Origin of the sequence: Chitinophaga sp. (assembly GCF_035761305.1) — a bacterium.
Classification (GTDB): domain Bacteria; phylum Bacteroidota; class Bacteroidia; order Chitinophagales; family Chitinophagaceae; genus Chitinophaga.
Genome location: NZ_DASTRI010000121.1, coordinates 45,826 through 62,154, shown reverse-complemented (window position 1 = coordinate 62,154; position 16,329 = coordinate 45,826). Strand labels below are relative to the sequence as shown.

The 16,329-nt window shown below is 50.9% G+C and carries 17 protein-coding genes; 12 read left to right on the top strand and 5 right to left on the bottom strand.

Annotation, left to right across the window (positions count from 1 at the left end):
* Positions 1–295 precede the first annotated feature (295 nt).
* Positions 296–775: an iron-sulfur cluster assembly scaffold protein gene (locus VFS25_RS10790; protein ID WP_326462147.1), complete on the bottom strand. Its 480-nt coding sequence runs from the start codon at positions 773–775 to the stop codon at positions 296–298.
* Between the two features lie 188 nt (positions 776–963).
* Positions 964–2,175 carry an IscS subfamily cysteine desulfurase gene (locus tag VFS25_RS10785; protein WP_349256389.1) on the bottom strand — a complete coding sequence of 404 codons (1,212 nt, stop codon included), beginning with the start codon at positions 2,173–2,175 and terminating at the stop codon, positions 964–966.
* Positions 2,176–2,339: 164 nt separating this feature from the next.
* Between VFS25_RS10785 and mce the strand changes: the two genes are divergently transcribed.
* Positions 2,340–2,741, top strand: coding sequence for a methylmalonyl-CoA epimerase (gene mce, locus VFS25_RS10780; RefSeq protein ID WP_326462145.1), 402 nt, complete (start codon positions 2,340–2,342; stop codon positions 2,739–2,741).
* 824 nt (positions 2,742–3,565) lie between these two features.
* Here mce and VFS25_RS10775 read toward each other — a convergent pair.
* Complete coding sequence (locus tag VFS25_RS10775) at positions 3,566–4,849, bottom strand: UDP-N-acetylmuramoyl-tripeptide--D-alanyl-D-alanine ligase (protein WP_326462144.1); 1,284 nt, start codon at positions 4,847–4,849, stop codon at positions 3,566–3,568.
* Positions 4,850–5,072: 223 nt separating this feature from the next.
* On the opposite strand from VFS25_RS10775, the gene VFS25_RS10770 reads away from it, so the two are divergent.
* The 5 genes from VFS25_RS10770 (at position 5,073) to apaG (ending at position 7,831) form a co-directional block, all read left to right on the top strand.
* Positions 5,073–5,438 carry a hypothetical protein gene (locus VFS25_RS10770; protein WP_326462143.1) on the top strand — a complete coding sequence of 122 codons (366 nt, stop codon included), beginning with the start codon at positions 5,073–5,075 and terminating at the stop codon, positions 5,436–5,438.
* A 24-nt stretch (positions 5,439–5,462) separates the two neighbouring features.
* Positions 5,463–6,011 carry a YceI family protein gene (locus tag VFS25_RS10765; protein WP_326462142.1) on the top strand — a complete coding sequence of 183 codons (549 nt, stop codon included), beginning with the start codon at positions 5,463–5,465 and terminating at the stop codon, positions 6,009–6,011.
* Positions 6,012–6,036: 25 nt separating this feature from the next.
* Complete coding sequence (locus tag VFS25_RS10760) at positions 6,037–6,981, top strand: DUF5777 family beta-barrel protein (protein WP_326462141.1); 945 nt, start codon at positions 6,037–6,039, stop codon at positions 6,979–6,981.
* Positions 6,969–7,295 carry a DUF4157 domain-containing protein gene (locus VFS25_RS10755; RefSeq protein ID WP_326462140.1) on the top strand — a complete coding sequence of 109 codons (327 nt, stop codon included), beginning with the start codon at positions 6,969–6,971 and terminating at the stop codon, positions 7,293–7,295. Before VFS25_RS10760 ends, VFS25_RS10755 begins: the two co-directional genes overlap by 13 nt.
* Before the next feature lie 149 nt (positions 7,296–7,444).
* The gene (gene apaG / locus VFS25_RS10750) at positions 7,445–7,831 is read left to right on the top strand and encodes a Co2+/Mg2+ efflux protein ApaG (protein ID WP_089906493.1); all 387 of its coding nucleotides are present in this window, start codon (positions 7,445–7,447) and stop codon (positions 7,829–7,831) included.
* A 12-nt stretch (positions 7,832–7,843) separates the two neighbouring features.
* Here apaG and VFS25_RS10745 read toward each other — a convergent pair whose 3' ends face one another.
* Positions 7,844–8,833, bottom strand: coding sequence for a hypothetical protein (locus tag VFS25_RS10745; RefSeq protein ID WP_326462139.1), 990 nt, complete (start codon positions 8,831–8,833; stop codon positions 7,844–7,846).
* 164 nt (positions 8,834–8,997) lie between these two features.
* On the opposite strand from VFS25_RS10745, the gene VFS25_RS10740 reads away from it, so the two are divergent.
* From VFS25_RS10740 to serS, 3 genes are read left to right on the top strand one after another with little or no spacing between them, the layout of a single operon-like run.
* Entirely contained in the window at positions 8,998–9,675 is a 678-nt protein-coding gene (locus tag VFS25_RS10740; protein WP_326462138.1) for a porin family protein, read from the top strand.
* Positions 9,676–9,685: 10 nt separating this feature from the next.
* Positions 9,686–11,350 carry an NAD+ synthase gene (locus VFS25_RS10735; protein WP_326462137.1) on the top strand — a complete coding sequence of 555 codons (1,665 nt, stop codon included), beginning with the start codon at positions 9,686–9,688 and terminating at the stop codon, positions 11,348–11,350.
* 41 nt (positions 11,351–11,391) lie between these two features.
* Complete coding sequence (gene serS, locus VFS25_RS10730; protein WP_326462136.1) at positions 11,392–12,663, top strand: serine--tRNA ligase; 1,272 nt, start codon at positions 11,392–11,394, stop codon at positions 12,661–12,663.
* A 9-nt stretch (positions 12,664–12,672) separates the two neighbouring features.
* Here the strand turns inward: serS and VFS25_RS10725 are convergent, their stop codons facing one another.
* The gene (locus VFS25_RS10725; protein ID WP_326462135.1) at positions 12,673–13,494 is read right to left on the bottom strand and encodes an AraC family transcriptional regulator; all 822 of its coding nucleotides are present in this window, start codon (positions 13,492–13,494) and stop codon (positions 12,673–12,675) included.
* A gap of 107 nt (positions 13,495–13,601) precedes the next feature.
* Between VFS25_RS10725 and VFS25_RS10720 the strand changes: the two genes are divergently transcribed.
* Genes VFS25_RS10720 through VFS25_RS10710 form a run of 3 tightly spaced genes read left to right on the top strand, consistent with a single transcriptional unit; the run spans position 13,602 to position 16,319 of the window.
* Positions 13,602–14,141, top strand: a complete 540-nt coding sequence (locus tag VFS25_RS10720) for a GNAT family protein (RefSeq protein ID WP_326462134.1) — start codon at positions 13,602–13,604, stop codon at positions 14,139–14,141.
* A 44-nt stretch (positions 14,142–14,185) separates the two neighbouring features.
* Positions 14,186–15,232: a M48 family metallopeptidase gene (locus VFS25_RS10715; protein WP_326462133.1), complete on the top strand. Its 1,047-nt coding sequence runs from the start codon at positions 14,186–14,188 to the stop codon at positions 15,230–15,232.
* A 1-nt stretch (position 15,233) separates the two neighbouring features.
* Positions 15,234–16,319, top strand: a complete 1,086-nt coding sequence (locus VFS25_RS10710; RefSeq protein ID WP_326462132.1) for a HesA/MoeB/ThiF family protein — start codon at positions 15,234–15,236, stop codon at positions 16,317–16,319.
* Positions 16,320–16,329: the final 10 nt, after the last annotated feature.

Genomic DNA, 16,329 nt, shown 5'->3' with positions numbered 1-16,329 from the left:
AAAGCAAAAGGCAAAAATCAAAAATCAAAAATCAAAAAGCGGAAAGCGGAAAGCAGAAAGCTGAACGCTTAACAGGGATGCTGAAGGTTGAAAGTGGGTGAGGGCATGTGAAATGCGGAGGGCTGGATAGGGGCGCCGTACGGTAAAGTAAATGCTGAATGCAGGGCTTATAAGGAGTAGTGAAAGATAATTATACAACGTGGAAATGGCAATACAGGGGAGCGAAAGGTACCGGCTACAGGTAGTAGGGTGTTTACTACCTGCTGCCCGCAGGGGTTGCAGCAATGGGTTGGTTTTAGTGGAAGGCGCTTTCGCTTTCTTCTTCTTCCTCCTCTTCAAATGCTTCCAGCGCTACTTCATCTTCCAGCACCAGTGGTTCCAGGCCGTTCTTATGCCGGTAGTCGTTCACTGCAGCGCGGATGGCTTCTTCCGCCAGTACGGAGCAGTGCAGCTTTACAGGGGGCAGGTTCAGCGCTTCCACAATATCCATGTTATCGATCTGTAATGCCTGCTGTAAGGTTTTTCCTTTCAGCCATTCAGTTACCAGCGACGATGCTGCAATGGCGGATCCGCAGCCAAAGGTTTTGAACCTGGCGTCGCTGATCACCTGTGTGGCGGCATTTACCTCTATCTGTAAACGCATAACATCGTTGTGCCCGTGCCCAATCTCGGGCGAACCTACCAGGGCGGTCCCAACTGCTTTACTGTTTTTGTCGAGCGAGCCTACGTTCTTCGGGTTGTTATAATATTCCAGTACTTTTTCCGAGTAAGCCATACTGATATAATTTAAGATGAACGATTCAGATTTTACTGTAATCTAATGTAAGCAGACATTAACTGACCTACAACCCCCTTTCATGTTATACCGGTTCCAGCTATACGGGCGCTGATATTAGACGATCCCTGAACGGTTCCTGCTTCCGTTCCTTTCAGCGCTACCATTTTAGTGTAAGTGCCAAAATTCTAATGCGCCCATTGTATAGTGTCAAGGTCTATGCCATCTTTAAACATTTCCCACAGGGGGCTGATGGCGCGCAGGCGGTTTACGGCTTCTGTAACGGCCTGTATAGTGTAATCAATCTGCTCCTCCGTTGTAAAGCGTCCCAGTCCAAAACGGAGGGAGGAATGCGCCAGGTCGTCGCCCAGGCCCAGTGCCTTCAGCACATAGCTGGGCTCCAGGGAGGCGCTGGTACAGGCGGAACCTGAGGAAAGGGCAATGCTTTTGTTAAAGCCCATGAGCAGGCCTTCCCCTTCTACATACTTGAATGAAATGTTGCTTACATGCGGCAGGCGCTGGTTGGAGGCGCCATTCAGGTAAGATTCTTCCAGCTGCAGTAAGGCTTTCTCCAGTTTGTCCCTTAATATCTGGAGGCGTTTGCCTTCTTCTTCCATTTCCTGCTGGCAAATTTCACAGGCTTTGCCAAAGCCTACTATGCCCGGCACATTCAGGGTGCCGGAGCGCATGCCCCGCTCATGGCCGCCGCCGTCTATCTGGGCGGTAACCTTTACCCGGGGCGATTTACGGCGCACATACAGGGCGCCCGTGCCTTTAGGGCCGTATATCTTGTGCGCGCTGAAGGCCATCAGGTCAATACCGTCTTTATTCACATCTACCGGTATCTTACCCACGGCCTGGGTAGCATCTGTCATCAGCAGCACGCCGTGGCGGCGGGTAATGGCGCTGATGTCCCGGATAGGGTTTACCACCCCTATTTCATTGTTGGCGTACATCACAGCTACCAGGATGGTGGTAGGGGTAATGGCGGCTTCCAGCTCCTTCAGGTCTATGAGCCCTTCCCGGTTCACGCCCAGGTAGGTAACCCGGGCCCCCATTTTTTCCAGGTGGCGGCAGGTGTCCAGCACGGCCTTGTGCTCGGTGGCGGCGGTAATAATGTGGTTGCCTTTGGCGGCATACATTTCAAACACGCCTTTCAGGGCCAGGTTATCGGCCTCTGTGGCGCCGGAGGTAAAAATAATTTCCTTGGGATCGGCGCCGATAAGCCGGGCTACCTGTTCCCGGGCAAAGTCTACCGCTTCTTCTGCGGCCCATCCATAGGGATGGTTACGGCTGGCGGCATTGCCGAAATTTTCGGTAAAGTACGGCAGCATAGCCTCCAGCACGCGCGGGTCGCAGGGGGTGGTAGCGTTATTGTCAAGGTAAACAGGTAGTTTCAGCATATGGCGGTTTATCTTACGTGAGTCAAATGGTTCCTTACCAAATTTACAACGAAACTTGCATTGATTGCCGCTTCTTATCATCTATAAATACGATATCGAAATAGAATACCTCTATAGGATTGGCGATTTTTTGGGAACTTGCCGATGCTAAAAACCGGATTATGCTAAAGATCGAGCACATTGGCATTGCAGTTACCTCCCTGGCAGATGCCGTACCCTTATTTGAAAAGCTGCTGAACAGCCCGTGCTACAAAACAGAAGCGGTAGCAAGCGAGCAGGTAACCACGGCCTTTTTCCGCCAGGGCGATACCAAGGTAGAGCTGCTGGAGGCCACGGGACCTAACAGCGTAATAGCCCGTTTTATTGAGAGAAAGGGCGCTGGTATGCATCATATAGCCTTTGAGGTAAGCAATATTGAGGAAGAAATGCAACGCCTTGCTGCGGAGGGCTTTACACTGCTGCAAGATAAACCAAAGCCCGGGGCGGATAACAAGCTGGTGTGCTTCCTGCACCCGAAAGATACCAGCGGGGTGCTGGTGGAGCTGTGCCAGGAGGTTAAATGAATAATTAAGAGTGAATAATTAATAGTTAAGGGAGGATGGAGGAGATAAGGTGACCGCAATAGCACTTGGCATTGCAGTTACCTCCCAGGCAGATGCCGTACCCTTTTTTGAAAAGATGCAAAAAAGATGTGGGGGTTTATGTAGGGGGGAGGAGTTGCGCAGCAATGGCGCAGCAATAGCTCCCTAGGGAAAACCCCGTTTTTCCGCAGTTACACCCGAGTAGCGCAGGGGAAAAAGGGCCTTTCCCGGAGGGGGGTGTAGCGGTTGCGCCGCAATAAAACAGGAACAGGGCAGGCGTGAAAAGGTGGTTTTTCCCATTATCCGGCCCGGCAGCCCTGCCGGGCGGTTCTGTTTATATCCGCTATTCGGGGGGCTGTTAAACCCGTTAAAATTAGCAAACAAACTTTTTTTGTGCGTTAATTACTGATAGCCAGGTTCTTGTTTGTGATAAAAAAAATTCCATTTTAGTAAATCCAAACATGTTATTGCTCTCGTAAGTAGTATAGTGCCAGGGCGGTTAGTGAAAAGATTTAGTTAATATAAACAAATGTGTTAATAAAGATAAAGGTGTATGTGAATTTGTTGACATTATCATTCAGAACTTCGAGAGTGTTTTACAGATAGCTGAAAAGCAACATTATGCAAGCTTTTTTACAAAACGAACTCTAAAGTTGGCATAGGTTATGAACACCTGCGGGCTCTTTAGCTTGCAGGTCTTTTTTTTACAGCGCTTTTTACAGCAATTGCCGTGTATGCGTGTGTGCGCTGTTACTACAAATGCACCATCTGCCGTAACAACCAGCCGGCCTGCATTACGGCCGCTCCTACCCCAGCACTTTTTCCATGCCGATGCTGCGGCTGCCTTTAACCAGTATATAAGTGTCTGTAAACTGTTGCTGCTGCAGCCAGCCGGCTGCTTCGGCGGCATTATTCAAATACAGGTAAGGGTGGTTTACTTTACTGAAATCCCCGCCTACCAGCACTACTGCGTGCCAATGGGTGCGCTGCAGCATATCGGCCAGGGCCTGGTGCTCTTTTACGCTATCCACCCCCAGCTCCATCATGGCGCCCAGCATTAATACTTTTTTGGCAGCATTAATACCAATGAAATTTTCAATGGCGGCCTTCATGCTGGAGGGGTTGGCATTATAGGCATCCATAATAACCGTATTGGAGCCCTGCTGTATTACCTGGGAGCGGTTGTTGGAGGGCACATAGCCTTCGATAGCGGCCCTGATATTGGCCGGCGGCACATTAAAATACAGGCCCACCGCTACTGCCGCCATTACATTGGGGAAGTTGTAGGCGCCGGTAAGCCGGGTTTGCAGCGTGCCTATCTCCTCATCGCTGGTTACCTGTACGCCCAGGAAAGCGCTTTCTGCCAGGGGCCGGCCGGTGAAGTCGGCCTCTTTTTCCCCGTAAGTGATCACCTCCATAATACCCTTGCTCATTTCCAGCAGGTAGGGGTACTGGTTGCATACAAACACACTGCCGTCATGATCGCGCAGGTAATCATACAGCTCGCCCTTTGCCTTGCGCACGCCTTCCTCACCGCCAAAACCTTCCAGGTGGGCTTTGCCAATGTTGGTGATAATGCCATGGGTGGGCAGCGCTATTCGGCAGTAAGCTTCAATTTCATGCTGGTGGTTGGCGCCCATTTCTATCACCGCTATCTGCGCAGTAGCAGGTATGCTTAACAGCGTAAGCGGCACGCCAATATGATTATTGAGGTTGCCCGCGGTGGCTACGGTTTTATAAGTGCTGGCCAGCACCGTGCTTACCAGCTCTTTCGTAGTGGTTTTACCGTTAGAGCCTGTAATGGCCAGCACCGGTATATGCAGCTGGCGGCGGTGCCACAGGGCCAGCTCCTGCAATGCATACAGGGCATCTTTTACCAGCATCATTTTCCCCGGCTGCGTATAATACGCTTCCTCATCTACCACAGCCAGTGAGGCGCCTGCTTCCAGGGCTGCCGCTGCATAGGCGTTGCCGTTAAAGTTGGGGCCTTTGAGCGCAAAAAAAATATCGTTGGGCCTTAGTTTCCGTGTATCCGTTTGAACAGCAGGATGCTGCTGGTAAAAAGCATAGAGCTCGGCTATACTGGTCATATTCAAATATATTAAAAAATATAATTTATGTTTGACGGGCTGCGTTTAATCTTCCGGTGGAGGCAACCGTTTGAAAATTGTTGCCGTATTCAATACGTAATGCTTAACCAGGCAGCCTGCCCGTTAAATGATCCGTTAAAGATCGGGTTTTGCAAAAAAATATTGATCACAATTTAAAGCCAAATAACAATTCATTATTCATTAAACCATTTTTCCTGTTAACATGAAGAAGACATATCTTTTATTGATGGCCCTATTAGCAGTAGCAGTGTACGGTTGTACAAACAAAGAAGCGGTAGCGCCTGATACCGGACCACAAACAGGCAACTGTGACGCCAAGCAAATTCCGGCAGCTTACGTATACGGTATTGTGCAAAGCACCTGCCTTGGCTGCCATAGTGGAAGCACCGCACCGCTGGGCGCTGATTTTTCAACACTGGAAAAGTTCAAAGGGTTTATCAGCAACAATGAAACCGTGTTCCGGCTGCGTGTTACCAGCCCCCAGGCCGATATGCCGCAAGGCGGCACCCTGTCTGCCGGCGTGCGCGACTCTATCAGCTGCTGGATCTCAAAGGGAATGCCGGAGTAAGTAACCATTCAAAATTGTATCAAGGTGAAACGACTTTTTTTAGCAATAGCTGTTCTGTTGGGAACAGTGCATGTGTATGCGCAGGACATTTACTCCTGCCGGAATGCGAACCTGTCTTTTTTTTCGTCTGCGCCCATGGAAGACATTGAGGCTAAAACAGACAAAGCAGTATCTGCCATTAACATTAAAACAGGCGCCGTGTATTTTAAAGTGCCGGTAAACACTTTTAAGTTCAGGAAAAAGCTGATGGAAGAGCACTTTAACGAGAATTACCTGGAAACGGAAAAATACCCGTATGCCGAGTTCAAAGGGAAGTTTTCCAACCCGGTAGACCTGAGCAAAGACGGTACGTATGATGTTACCGTGGAAGGCATTTTATCCATACACGGGGTTGATAAGGCCTATAAGGAAAAAGGCACCATTACGGTGCAGAATGGCAAGCTCACCACCCTGTCTAAATTCAATGTACGCCTGGAGGATCACAAGATAAAGATACCCACGCTGGTGATCAAAAACATTGCAGAAGTAGTAGAAGTAACCGTAAACGCCACCTATGTTACGGCGGCTAAATAAAAACAATCATCACACATTTTATACTATGAGAATTTTACCGCTAATACTGGCCTGCTGCAGCTTTACCATGGTATGCCATGCGCAGGACGACCTGAGCAAAATGTTCACAGACTCCAGCACTGCCCACCAGCCGGTGATAGGCACGTTTAAGTCTACCCGCATTATTATGGGCCATTCCAATGAAACGCTGAAAAAGCATGAGCTGGACTTCAGGGTAGCGCACCGCTTTGGCGATGCCGGCGGCTCTTTTGGCGGCGGCAAAACAGCTTTTGGCCTGGATAACTCAACAGATATACGCATTGCTTTTGAATACGGCATCACAGACGACCTGATGGCAGGTATCAGCCGGGCCAAAGGCTCCGGCGACCTGTCGCAAATATTTGAGGGCCTGGCCAAATACCACTTGCTGCGCCAAACTACAGATGATCATATACCGGTTTCCGTAACCCTGTTCGGCAATGCCACGGTAAGCACCATGACCTCTAACGACAATCCTGAATCGGCCAGCCATTTTGACCAGTTTACCGACCGTATGACCTACGTAGGGCAGGTGATTATTGCCCGCAAGTTTGCCGACCTGGTATCGTTCACCCTTTCGCCCACGTATGTGCACCGTAACCGGGTAGGATATATGGACATGAACAACCTGTTTGCCCTGGGTGGCAGCGGCCGTATTAAGCTATCGCGCCGGCTGGCATTTATTGCGGAATACTATTATCCTTTCCGCAGCCAGTCCAGCAAGGATTATTACAAATCCCAGGGGGTTAAGTTCTACAACCCGTTAGGAGTTGGCCTGGAAATAGAAACCGGCGGTCACGTGTTTAGCGTTAACTTTACCAACTCAACGGCTATACTGGAAAACCAGTTCATTGGCGAAACAAAATCGTCGTGGCTGCAGGGCCAGTTCCGTTGGGGCTTTAATATTTCACGCAGATTTTCGCTATTTGGTAAAAGGGATTGGAAAAAATAACCTGTCGTATAAAAGAGCATTCCTGGCTGGCCCGGCGGGCCGCGCGTAAAATGAACAGCCCGCGGCTGGCAATGGTGGTAGGGCGTACCATTTACCTGCATGGGGTAAACCGGCAGGCCTTTCTGGCCGATGTTGGCTGGGTGCGGCATGAAGTGTGCCATGTGCGGCAGTACCGCGCCTATGGTTTGTGGCGTTTCCTGTGGCTGTACCTGCTGGAATGCTGGCGCCACGGCTACTACCGTAATCGTTTTGAAGTGGCGGCCCGGGAGGCGGAAGCCGACACCAGCATGCTGAAAGGGATTGAAATTGTATAGCTTATACCCGCCTGTGGCCAGGCTGCAGGCGGGTAACTGCCTGCTATAATCGTTGTTAAAAAGTGGTTAAAGTGGGCTGAAATAACGCATAAAATTTCTCCCTGCTGGATTTATTTTCCTTATTTTTACGTAAAAGGAGAAGGTTTTTTATGGTAAAAAAGGTAACAGAAGGTATCACAATCAGCGTGGAAACGTTCTACCAGCCTGATTATTCCAATCCTGTTGGAAGTGAGTACATGTTTGCTTACCGTATTACCATTGAAAACAACAATACCTTTCCCATCAAGCTCCTGCGCCGGCACTGGTACATTATTGACTCCAACGGCACCCACCGTGAAGTAGAGGGGGAGGGCGTAGTAGGCGTTCAGCCGCTGCTGGCCCCTTCGGAAAGCTACCAGTATGTGTCCGGCTCCAACCTCCGCACCGAAATAGGCAAAATGTACGGTACTTACCAGATGGAAAACCAGCTGAACAAAAAGCTGTTTGAGGTAAAGATACCGGAGTTCCAGATGGTAGTGCCTTTCAAGCTGAACTAATCCGTAATTGACTTACCTCGGCCTGTACTTCGACTCATTGAATATTCCCAACAGATCCTTATTTTCCATTAGTTGCTGCAGGGTTACTTCCGGGTGGCGATCCATATACTTTGCCACAATCCGGCGGCCAACGAAATAGCCGATGCGGCCGGGCGAACCTTCGGGCATGCCCTGGGTAGAGGGGCCGTCGCCAATGAAGTGCATAGACTGCTGCCAGTCTGTTTTATACAGCAGCTCATTTTGTATAAAGTACTGCCATATCATCTGCTCATTTTCATTGCACCAGTCCAGCTGCGCTTTCGTATACCCCGTTCTGATAGTATCGGGCGTTTCAGGCAGCACCTGCTCCAGGAAATACTGCTGTTTGCCGGCGGCCACCAGCTGCTCTACCAGCTTGGCGCCGCTGCCGGGCTGGGGGAACATTTCCTGCGCAATGGCCTGCATGCTGTTGGTGGTAATATATTCCCTGGAAAAGCGCCGTACCATGTAGGCAGGGTAATCGGGCAGGTTGGCGTAAATAGGGAAATCGTTGCCCATGTACATATCCAGGCCAATGCCCAGCAGGGTGTCTACGGTTACGGCGCCATAGTTGCCGATGGCGGAAATAAATGTTACCACATGAGGCGCCTTGTACCGGGGAAAATAATATTTCAGGTAGCGGAAGCCCTGCGCAAGGTCTTTTTCCAGCCAGCGCAGGTCGGGAAACTTTTCCTGTACGGCATTTTGCAGGTAACGGAAATCTTTATTGGTAAGCAGCAGGCGCATTTGCAGGGGTATCTGGCGGCTGCTGTCGGCAAAAGCCCCAAACTGCATAATATGCTGCACATAGGCAGGCAGGAACACGGGATAGCGGTGGTACAGCTGCTCCAGGCCGGCCGCTACCTGGTTAGTATCTACCCGGATCAGGTCCTCATCAAACCGGTCAATGCTAACGGTAACCGGTATATGACTTACATCCGGCGCCTTCTTGCGGGAGGAGCAGGCAGAAAGTATTACCAGCATGCACAAAGCCGGAACGCATAAACACGAAATTTTATTAATGTACCTTTGCATCGTTTTAATTTGCGGTTGTAGATTTAGCGCCCGGTGTTAAACCGGAAAAGGGTGTTTGCCATCTAAAACGTAAATCTGAAGGCATAAATATATTAAAGAAAAGAAAAAGTTATATGAAGCATAGCATTTGGACCTTGTTATTACTGGTAATTGGCCTGAACACGCAGGCGCAGCGCCGGTTTTCAATGGAAAGGGTGCGCCTGGGCTTTAAGGTAGACCCCATTATATCTGTACTGAAACCGCAGGATGCGGGGGCCAACCGCACCAGCGCCCGCCTGGGCCTGAGCTATGGGCTGATGGTGGATTTTTTACTGAATGATGAGGGCAACTATGCCTTTGCTACCGGCCTGCAGATAAGCATGGGCGGCAGCACGGTGAAATACGATGCCGGCAAGGGACTGGAGCAGTTCCGCGCCAACCCCGCGGAATATGAAATGAAGCTGCAGCACATTGAAATACCGGCTACCCTGAAGCTGAAAACCACGGCCTATAACGGCATTGCTTTCTGGGGGCAGTTTGGCACCTACCTGGGATTTCCCATCCGCGGCCGGGCCGATGTAATCAGCCTGGACCAGCGCTATGAAAAGGAAAATGTACTGCGTAACCTCACCCCAATTAATGCAGGCATGCTTTTAGGGGCCGGTATTGAATACCCGTTGGGCGAAAGGCTTTCGGCCCTGGTTGGCCTCAGCTTCCAGAACGGGTTTGTGGATGTAACGCGTAACGGCAGGTGGAATGATGGCAAGGTGAATATGAACAGCTTTGCATTACGGCTGGGCATGTATTTTTAAAAACAGTATTATGAAGATAGTAATGGCGCAGCAGAATTACCACATCGGTAATTTTGAGCTGAATACGGAAAAGATCATCAGCGGCATACAGGATGCCATAGCCCGGGAAGCAGACCTGGTTGTATTTTCAGAGCTGTGCGTGTGCGGCTACCCGCCCCGCGATTTCCTGGAGTTTGAGGATTTTATTAACAAGTGCTACGCTGCCATAGATACGATTAAAACCTATACCCACCGTATAGCCGTAATAGTAGGCGCCCCCTGCCGTAACCCGCAAACAGAAGGGAAAGACCTGTTTAATGCCGCCTGGTTCCTGCATGAGGGAGAGGTAAAGCAGGTGGTGCATAAAACACTGCTGCCTACCTACGATGTGTTTGACGAATACCGTTATTTCGAGCCTGCCTATGAATGGAATGTAATACCGTTTAAAGGTAAAAAGCTGGCAGTTACCATTTGTGAAGATATATGGAACCTGGGCGATAACCCGCTGTACCGTGTTTGCCCTATGGACGTGCTGATACAGCAGCAGCCCGATGTGATGATCAACATTTCGGCCAGTCCTTTTGATTATGACCATGACCAGGACCGCAAGGAAATCATACGCGCCAATGTGCTCAAGTACAAGCTGCCTATGCTGTACAGCTGCACGGTAGGCTCGCAAACGGAGATCGTGTTCGATGGCGGCTCGCTGGTGTTTGACGCGCAGGGCAACATTGTAAAGGAGCTGTCTTATTTTGAGGAAGCCAGCTATATGCTGGAGCTGGATGAGCTGCTGCAGTCATCCCGCCCGTCGCCGGTGGTAAAGCATACGCCCATAAAGGAGCTGGTGTTTGATTATAACATTGACCGTATTTACCAGGCGCTGGTGCTGGGCATCCGGGATTACTTCGGCAAAATGGGCTTTACCAAAGCCATCCTGGGCTCATCCGGCGGTATAGACAGCGCGGTTACCCTGGCCATTGCCTGCGATGCGCTGGGGAAAGATAATGTGCGGGCCGTCCTGATGCCGTCGCCTTACTCAACAGAACATTCGGTGGACGATGCGGTGGCCCTGTCGCAAAACCTGGGCAACCCGTATAACGTGATCCGCATCAACAATATTTACGAAAGCTTTTTAAGCACGCTGGAGCCGCAGTTTAAAGGGCTGCCCTTTGGCCTGGCAGAGGAAAATATGCAGTCGCGCATACGGGGCAACCTGCTGATGGCGCTGGCTAACAAGTTCGGCTATATTTTACTGAACACTTCCAATAAAAGTGAGCTGAGCACCGGTTACGGCACATTGTACGGCGATATGGCGGGCGGCCTTTCCGTATTGGGCGATACCTACAAGATGCAGGTATATGCGCTGGCGCGTTACATTAACCGGGATAAGGAAATAATACCGGCTAACATTATTGAAAAAGCGCCTTCCGCAGAGCTGCGGCCCAACCAGAAAGATACCGACAGCCTGCCCGATTACAGCATACTGGACCGGGTGCTGTACCAGTACATTGAGCGCCGGCAGGGTCCCCGTGAAATTATTGCGCAGGGCTTTGATAAAGCGCTGGTAAACCGTACGCTGAAGCTGGTGAACACCAATGAATACAAGCGCAACCAGTTTTGCCCCATCATCCGCGTATCGTCCAAAGCCTTTGGTGTGGGCCGCCGCGTACCTATTGTGGGCAAGTACCTGAGTTAGCCGATTTATCTATCTTTACCAAAATTTATACTGATATAAAAATGTTACAGGTTCCGTTCATTCGTCAAAATAAGGAATTAGTATTGGAGCGGCTGGCCCTCAAACAGTTTAAGGAGCTGGGTTTGGTTGATGAGGTGCTGGCGCTGGATGACAAGCGCAAACAGTTAACCCTGGCCTATGATGAAACGCAGGCTAAGATCAGGATTGCTTCCGAAGAGATCGGGAAGCTGATGAAGAGCGGGCAAAAAGAGGAAGCGGAGCAGCGCAAGACCATGGTGGCTGATCTTAAACAACAGCAGCAACCGCTTACCGAGCAGCTGAATGCAACGGAAAAGCTGCTGCACGATACGCTTATTAAGCTGCCCAACCTGCCGGCAGCGGCAGTACCGCCGGGCAAAACGCCGGAGGAAAATGTAGAAGTACGCACCGGCGGCAGCAAACCCACCCTTGCAGCAGATGCCCTGCCGCACTGGGACCTGGCGAAAAAATACGACCTGATAGATTTTGAGCTGGGCAACAAAATTACCGGCAGCGGTTTCCCCGTATATAAGAATAAAGGCGCCCGTTTACAGCGCGCGCTGATACAGTACTTTCTCGACTACAATATCGGTAAGGGCTATACGGAATACCTGCCGCCCCACCTGGTAAATGCAGATACCGCCTATGGCACCGGCCAGCTGCCGGATAAGGAAGGGCAAATGTATTTTGTAAGTGAGGACAAGCTGTACCTGATACCTACCGCGGAAGTGCCGGTAACCAATATTTACCGCGACGAGATTTTAAAAGACAGCGACCTGCCCGTTAAAATGACGGCTTACACGCCCTGCTTCCGCAGGGAGGCCGGCTCTTACGGTAAAGATGTGCGCGGCCTGAACCGCGTGCACCAGTTTGATAAGGTAGAAGTGGTGCAGCTGGTGCACCCTGAAAAATCTTACGATGTGCTGGAAGAAATGGTAGCGCATGTAGAAGGGCTGGTACAGTCCTTACAGCTGCCCTACCGCATTTTAAGATTGTGCGGGGGCGATATGGGCTTTACATCTGCCCTTACCTATGACTTTGAGGTGTACAGCGCAGCGCAGCAAAAATGGCTGGAGGTAAGCTCTGTATCTAACTTTGAAGCATACCAGGCCAACCGTATGAAAATACGCTTCAAAGACAGCGGCGGCAAACCGCAGCTGGTGCATACGCTGAATGGCAGCTCCCTGGCGTTGCCGCGCATACTGGCCTGCATACTGGAAAATAACCAGGCGGCAGACGGTATAAATATTCCGCCGGTATTACAATCCTATTTTGGCACGGAAAAAATCAGCTAACGTACAAGACTATACTAAGGAGGGCGGTGTGCCGAATGCTTTTTTGAAGGCATATGAGAAATGGGAGAAGTCCTCAAAGCCTACTTCCAGGTACACTTCCGATGGTTTTTTACCTTTTTCCCTGATGAGGTAATAGGCTTCGTTTAACCGCTTCTGCTGCAGCCAGCGGTTGGGCGAAGTATGGAATATCTTTTCAAAATCTCTTTTAAAGGTAGCCAGGCTGCGGCCGGTGAGGTAAGCAAAGCGCTTCATTTCCACGTTAAAGTTGAAATGTTTGTTCATATAAGCCTCCAGGTCTATTTTACCCGGCTCGCTAAAGTCAAACAGCAGGTTTTTAAGCTGCGGATCAAGGCGCAGCAGCAGCAGAATGGCTTCTTTGGCTTTCAGCCCGGCCAGCATGTCGGTGTTAATGCCTTCGGCATGCAGGTAGGGCACAATAGAAGCCATGTAGGTATTGGTGAGCGTATCGGTTGGCAGCTTAACAATGGAGGTTCCTTCATAGGGCTGACCGGCTGTGGTATTGTATTCCATGCTAAAATTACGCAGGGTGTCCTGGTCAAAGAATATGCTTATGGAACGGAACTCGCCGTTCTCAGGCGGGCGTTTCATTACTTTGGTAAGCTGGTTCCTTTTTATCAGCACCGTATCTCCTTCTTCGCATACCATAGGCGCCCCGGAGGTGCGGAAGGTCATGGCGCCGGCCAGTACATGCGTCATCACATGCTCGGCAACAAACGACTCGTTTTCCCGGGTGCGGTGCGCATAGCAGGAGTATATTAAGCGCGGATGGGTAGAAGCGGTAGCGGCCATAATACTTGTAATTGTACCCAAAGGTAATTATTTACAGCCCGCCTTTGTTTGTTGTACGGCTCAAAAGCGGTTTGTCAGCAAGCTCATTTTCCCGCGGGTCCGGTAAATTTTTTTTGATATTTTACAGCATGCAGCACTATTTACCTAACGGGCAGGAGCTGGTGATACGGCCTGCCACAACAGAAGATGCACCTGCGCTGCTGGCCTGTTTTCGCCAAATGACAAAGGAAACGGATTTTCTGCTGTATACGGCTGTAGAGGCCCAGGCTATGACCGTGGAGTCGGAACAGGCCTTCATCCGCTCTTTTGGCGATAACAGCCGCCACCTGCTGCTGCTGGCAGAAACAGGAGGCGAGATAGTGGGATCGGTGACCGTACGGCAATCTTCCTTTTATAAGCAGCGGCACCTGGGCGAGTTTGGCATAGCAATAAAGCATGCCTACTGGAACATGGGTATAGGCCGGCGGTTAATGACGGCTGTAATGCGCTGGGCTGCCCATCACCCGGAAATTACGGTGCTCTATTTCAGTGTAATGGCCACCAATGAAAGGGCCATACAGCTGTACCGCAACTTTGGCTTTACAGAACACGGGCGGCAGCCCCGCGGCATTTACCAGCCGGACGGCACCTATGCAGACCTGGTACTAATGACCAGGTACGTTAAATAACATAACCCGCCGCGGGGCATGGGAAGGCGCTAATATTTTTAAAGATGCAAACCTACATCGGTAAATATTACAACGGGCAAACAAACAGCAGCACAGATGCGGCCATAACGTTAGCGCCTAAACAAATTATCATTGAAATAAAGGATGCGCAGGGAACGCTGCGGCAGCTGTACTGGTTCTGGGACCAGGTAAAGCACCCGGCGCCCGATACGCTGGAATACCCCGGCTACCCTTTGCAGCGCATTACGGTTGCCTCCCTTACGTTTGCAGATGCCGTGCAATACTACCTGCAGCATAAAAAGGGACAGCGCTTTTTTGCCAGGAGAGGCCGCACTATTGCGGGTATGGTTTTCCTGGCAGTGGTTGGCATTATTGCGCTGGTGTATTTTTGGTTCATTCCGTTTGTGGCGGCGCGCATTGCCAATAATTTGCCCGTAAGCTATGAGGAAAGGCTCGGGCAAAGCAGCTATGACGCGCTGATGCAGCAATACCATGCAGATACTGCTGCCAGCCGGCAGGTGAACGCCTTTTTCCGGCAGCTGCAAATTCCCTCCCGCTACACGGTGCAAATTACAGTGGTGCGGGGAAAAGAGGCCAATGCCTTTGCACTGCCCGGCGGGCATATTATTGTATACGATCAGCTGCTGAAAGAAATGCGGCATTATGAGGAGCTGGCGGCCCTGCTTTCCCACGAGTATGCGCATGTGGCGCTAAAGCATACTACCAAAACCATTTTCCGCAGCATGGGCACTTATGTATTCATGTCGCTGCTGTTTGGCGACATGAGCGGCGCAGGCGCGGTAATAGCGGAAAACGCCAACAGCCTGAAAAGCCTGCACTATTCCCGCCGCCTGGAAAAACAGGCAGACCTGTACGGCCTGGAGCTGCTGCAGGCCCGGCAAATTGACCCGCGGGGGTTTGAATGGCTGTTTAACACATTGAAGCAGCAGGGCGGCATGCAGCCTTCTGAATGGCTAAGCAGCCACCCCGACCTGGACAACCGCATACGTTACATTCATGAACATACTATGACAGAACGTGCGGTAACGGATAGTAGTTTGTATCGTATCTTTATAACATTAAAACAGTGAGATGCAACGATATGACCGCCAGTTAAGACTGGAAGGCTTTGGCGCAGCCGGGCAGGAGCTGCTGGGAAAGGGCGCCGCACTGGTAATAGGAGCAGGCGGTTTAGGGGTGCCTGTATTGCAGTACCTAACGGCAATGGGCATAGGAAAACTGGGTATTGTGGAGCAGGATAAAGTTTCCATTACCAACCTGCAGCGGCAGGTGCTCTATTACACGCAGGATGAAGGGAAGCCTAAATTGCAGATAGCGGTGCAGCGCCTGCAGCAGCTGAACCCGGGGGTTACCTTTATTACACACAATACATTTTTAACGCCGGAAAATGCGCTGGAAATAATAGCGCCTTATGATGTGGTGATAGACTGCTCTGATAATTTCGGCACCCGTTACCTGGTGAACGACGCCTGCGTAATATTGCAAAAGCCGTTTATTTACGGCGCTATTTATAAGTACGAAGGGCAGGTGAGTGTGTTCAACTACCGGGGCGGCGCCACCTACCGTTGCCTGTTTTCCGAAGCGCCGCAGGCCGGTGAAATGCTGAGCTGCAGCGATATTGGCGTTTTGGGTGTGCTGCCCGGCCTTATCGGCTGCTACCAGGCCAACGAAGCTGTAAAGGTGATCTGCGGTATTGGTGAGCCGCTGGCTAACCAGCTGCTGACCATTGATACGTTGTATAATACCCATCATATTTTTGAGGTAAAGCCTGTGCCGGGCAATCATTCCATTACCGCGCTGCAGGCAGATTATGGGCAGGGCCTGTGCGCTGCCGGCATTGTGCAGCCCATGCAGGTGCAGGAGCTGCGGCAATGGCTGGATGCAGGTACGCCGCTGCAGCTGCTGGATGTAAGGGAACCGGATGAATGGGAGGTATGCGCTATTCCGCAGGCGCAGCATATTCCCATGCGCAGCGTACTACAGGCGCTGCCGCAGCTGCAGCCGCAGGTGCCGGTGGCGGTAATATGCCACCACGGCATGCGCAGCCTGGCGGTAGCCAGGCAGCTGGCAGATGCCGGCTTTCAGACCGTGTACAATGTAGAAGGCGGCATACACGCCTGGGCGCAGGAGATTGATGCGGAGATGGAGCAGTACTGATGTGCCGATG

Excerpts from the sequence above, each read along its gene's own strand:
- VFS25_RS10790 (WP_326462147.1), bottom strand. The coding sequence starts at position 775 with ATGGCTTACTCGGAAAAAGTACTGGAATATTATAACAACCCGAAGAAC.
- mce (WP_326462145.1), top strand. The coding sequence starts at position 2,340 with ATGCTAAAGATCGAGCACATTGGCATTGCAGTTACCTCCCTGGCAGAT.
- VFS25_RS10775 (WP_326462144.1), bottom strand. The coding sequence starts at position 4,849 with ATGACCAGTATAGCCGAGCTCTATGCTTTTTACCAGCAGCATCCTGCT.
- VFS25_RS10770 (WP_326462143.1), top strand. The coding sequence starts at position 5,073 with ATGAAGAAGACATATCTTTTATTGATGGCCCTATTAGCAGTAGCAGTG.
- VFS25_RS10760 (WP_326462141.1), top strand. The coding sequence starts at position 6,037 with ATGAGAATTTTACCGCTAATACTGGCCTGCTGCAGCTTTACCATGGTA.
- apaG (WP_089906493.1), top strand. The coding sequence starts at position 7,445 with ATGGTAAAAAAGGTAACAGAAGGTATCACAATCAGCGTGGAAACGTTC.
- VFS25_RS10745 (WP_326462139.1), bottom strand. The coding sequence starts at position 8,833 with ATGCTGGTAATACTTTCTGCCTGCTCCTCCCGCAAGAAGGCGCCGGAT.
- VFS25_RS10740 (WP_326462138.1), top strand. The coding sequence starts at position 8,998 with ATGAAGCATAGCATTTGGACCTTGTTATTACTGGTAATTGGCCTGAAC.
- VFS25_RS10735 (WP_326462137.1), top strand. The coding sequence starts at position 9,686 with ATGAAGATAGTAATGGCGCAGCAGAATTACCACATCGGTAATTTTGAG.
- serS (WP_326462136.1), top strand. The coding sequence starts at position 11,392 with ATGTTACAGGTTCCGTTCATTCGTCAAAATAAGGAATTAGTATTGGAG.
- VFS25_RS10720 (WP_326462134.1), top strand. The coding sequence starts at position 13,602 with ATGCAGCACTATTTACCTAACGGGCAGGAGCTGGTGATACGGCCTGCC.
- VFS25_RS10715 (WP_326462133.1), top strand. The coding sequence starts at position 14,186 with ATGCAAACCTACATCGGTAAATATTACAACGGGCAAACAAACAGCAGC.
- VFS25_RS10710 (WP_326462132.1), top strand. The coding sequence starts at position 15,234 with ATGCAACGATATGACCGCCAGTTAAGACTGGAAGGCTTTGGCGCAGCC.